This window comes from Proteus genomosp. 6, assembly GCF_040139785.1.
Classification (GTDB): domain Bacteria; phylum Pseudomonadota; class Gammaproteobacteria; order Enterobacterales; family Enterobacteriaceae; genus Proteus.
The window spans coordinates 1-2,760 of sequence record NZ_JBEEVJ010000034.1 but is presented as its reverse complement, the minus strand read 5'-3'; the positions used below and the strand labels follow the sequence as shown (position 1 = coordinate 2,760).

2 protein-coding genes are annotated in these 2,760 nt (G+C 41.5%); both read left to right on the top strand.

Translation table 11 applies throughout. The annotated features are described in order from the left end of the window. The first annotated feature begins 120 nt into the window (after positions 1-120). Entirely contained in the window at positions 121-765 is a 645-nt protein-coding gene (locus ABN212_RS18580) for a quinolone resistance pentapeptide repeat protein QnrD1 (RefSeq protein WP_012634451.1), read from the top strand. Between the two features lie 637 nt (positions 766-1,402). Continuing rightward, entirely contained in the window at positions 1,403-1,843 is a 441-nt protein-coding gene (locus tag ABN212_RS18575; RefSeq protein ID WP_015063446.1) for a hypothetical protein, read from the top strand. Positions 1,844-2,760 lie beyond the last annotated feature (917 nt).

Below are 2,760 nucleotides of genomic sequence, written 5' to 3'. Positions count from 1 at the left end.
GCTAACTAACTCGCCCGTTTAACATAAAAGGGATTGTATGAATCAATTTTAGCTAGAGTTTAAGGTTGTTCAAATTAATGTACAATGATTGCACTGTATAAATAACCAGGTGTAGCATGTATGGAAAAGCACTTTATCAATGAAAAGTTTTCACGAGATCAATTTACGGGGAATAGAGTTAAAAATATTGCCTTTTCAAATTGTGATTTTTCAGGGGTTGATTTAACTGATACTGAATTTGTTGATTGTAGTTTTTACGACAGGAATAGCTTGGAAGGGTGTGATTTTAATAGAGCCAAACTAAAAAACGCTAGCTTTAAAAGCTGCGATTTATCAATGAGTAATTTTAAAAACATTAGCGCCTTAGGTCTTGAAATTAGTGAGTGTTTAGCTCAAGGAGCTGATTTTCGAGGGGCTAATTTTATGAATATGATAACTACAAGGTCATGGTTTTGTAGTGCTTATATAACCAAGACAAATCTTAGTTACGCTAATTTTTCTAGAGTCATATTAGAAAAGTGCGAACTGTGGGAAAATCGCTGGAATGGCACTGTGATAACTGGCGCCGTGTTTCGTGGCTCCGATCTTTCTTGTGGGGAGTTTTCATCGTTTGATTGGTCTTTGGCTGATTTTACTGGTTGTGATTTAACGGGTGGGGCGCTTGGCGAGCTTGATGCAAGGCGAATTAATTTAGATGGAGTGAAGTTGGATGGAGAGCAGGCGCTTCAGCTTGTTGAGAGTTTAGGTGTTATTGTTCACCGATAAAATCTAGGTAAAAAACGCCTAATGCCCCAATGTGGTACTAATCAAAACGGAGCGAAGCGACATCTTCATCTTGTCTTTGCTTTTCTCCATGATCAGTTATTGGGTCATGGTCTCTTAGCTCGTTAATCTGGCTAAGTTTGGTTAGGTTGGGCTTCTTTCGACACTTCGCAATCCAAGAAATCCCTAGTCCGTTGATTGGTGCTCTTATCAGGTACGCACTGTAATCTTTCGATACCGCAGCGTGATTCGGAGGTAGAGCCGGAATTTCGTTTTCCGGTACGTTTTACTACCACAATTTGCCTGTTTATCCTTTCGGAGACCGGGCTAAGTCCGAGTCAATCAAGTGGTGCATTTGGGTTAATGTCGTTGGCTGGTATTTAATGAGAACGTGACAAGCGCCTCTCACGTTGCTAAGATTGGATTGCGACGTCTAATCTGAGCAACGAATGCACAAGATTTAGAGTACCAGAGCCCTGTGATGCTGTCACGGGGCTTTGTTACATCTGGAGCTTGGTAAACCTCATAAATTCAATTCGCAACGCTCGCCGCAAGGCGTGAACTTGTTTCACGTCGAGGAAGCGGAATTTCTCGAAAGCCTTATACTGTCTCCGTTCACACATGATCGGAGGGTGTCTCTATGTCTCAATTATTTCGTTTGGCATCGCCAGAAGATTACGAATACATCGAAGAATTAAATTTATGGGAATTGTCATTTGATAAGCGACCGGTTCAAGGGGTTCGTTGTGAAGATCCGGTGATCGGGGCAGAAAAATATAATCAAGGGCGTGAAAAATTTAAGGCGTTAGCGTCACGGCATAAAAAACACTGGAAACCGAACGGATTGACCTTTTCGGAGTTGATCCGCTGGGCAATAGAATGCGGAACTCCAGAACAATGTCAGCTTGTTTTAGCGTTATACCATTGCACAAACGATGATGATTATCAGGCGATGGGAATTCAGTTAAGCCGAAGTATTGATAATGCAAATGTCAGTCCGATCATCTTTTTCACAGGTAAAAATCAACGGTTATTAGGTGATATTTCGATGCTAAAACAGCTCGAAGAAAAGGTGCGCTGACGTTAGGTTTACCTATTATTTTATGTATTATCCTATCTATTATTCTATCTCTTATTTTATCTATTTCGTCTGTAATAGGTAGAATAATACATAGAATAAGATACAGAATAATAGATAGACACAAGATGACGTTGTGTTATTTCTTACCCATTAATCCACCTGTTATTCTACCTATTACTTTACCCGTTATTGCACCCAATTTAGGTATAACGGGCAGAATAACGGGTGAAATAATGGGTAGAATCATAGTTTTACTAACTTGCACCCCATGATACTTTCAGTATCAATGCCACTCATTTTCTGGACGAAAATGAATGACATAAGGCTCCGCCCTCTGGCTATTTTCTTCGGCTGGACGCCTGCGAAAAAAACCATTCACCCAAGCCCGTCAAACTCACTGCGTTCGTCTGACCACCCCCTTTTTTCGCCCCTGTATTTGGTCGCTCAAAAATGTGGTGGTCAGACGCTTCGCTTGACGGGGGGCTTTGCCCCCAAAACGAAACACGTTCACTGGGGTTCACTTGCCATCGCTGGGGCGTGTCATTTCGTTTCGGCTCCCCCTGTTTTTCCCTTTCTTCGCTGGACGCTCATCAGGATAAAAACAAAAAGCCTACCGCCCTCATTTTACTCGGTTGGTCAAATCGCTTCTTGCCACAAAACAAGTTTGTGACTTTCAGCGATTTCGCATCGTTTTACTTGTCAGTTTGCACGATGTTAAAAACGCACTCAGAAGCCCGCAAAACCGTTCTAAACTTTCAGCGTAGATTTGGGTGTTTTATAGGGTGATCGTGTCTTAAAATCGTTTCGAGGGGCTTTAATGGGGATGAACGGGAGGTTTTTGCTAACTAACTCGCCCGTTTAACATAAAAGGGATTGTATGAATCAATTTTAGCTAGAGTTTAAGGTTGTTCAAATTA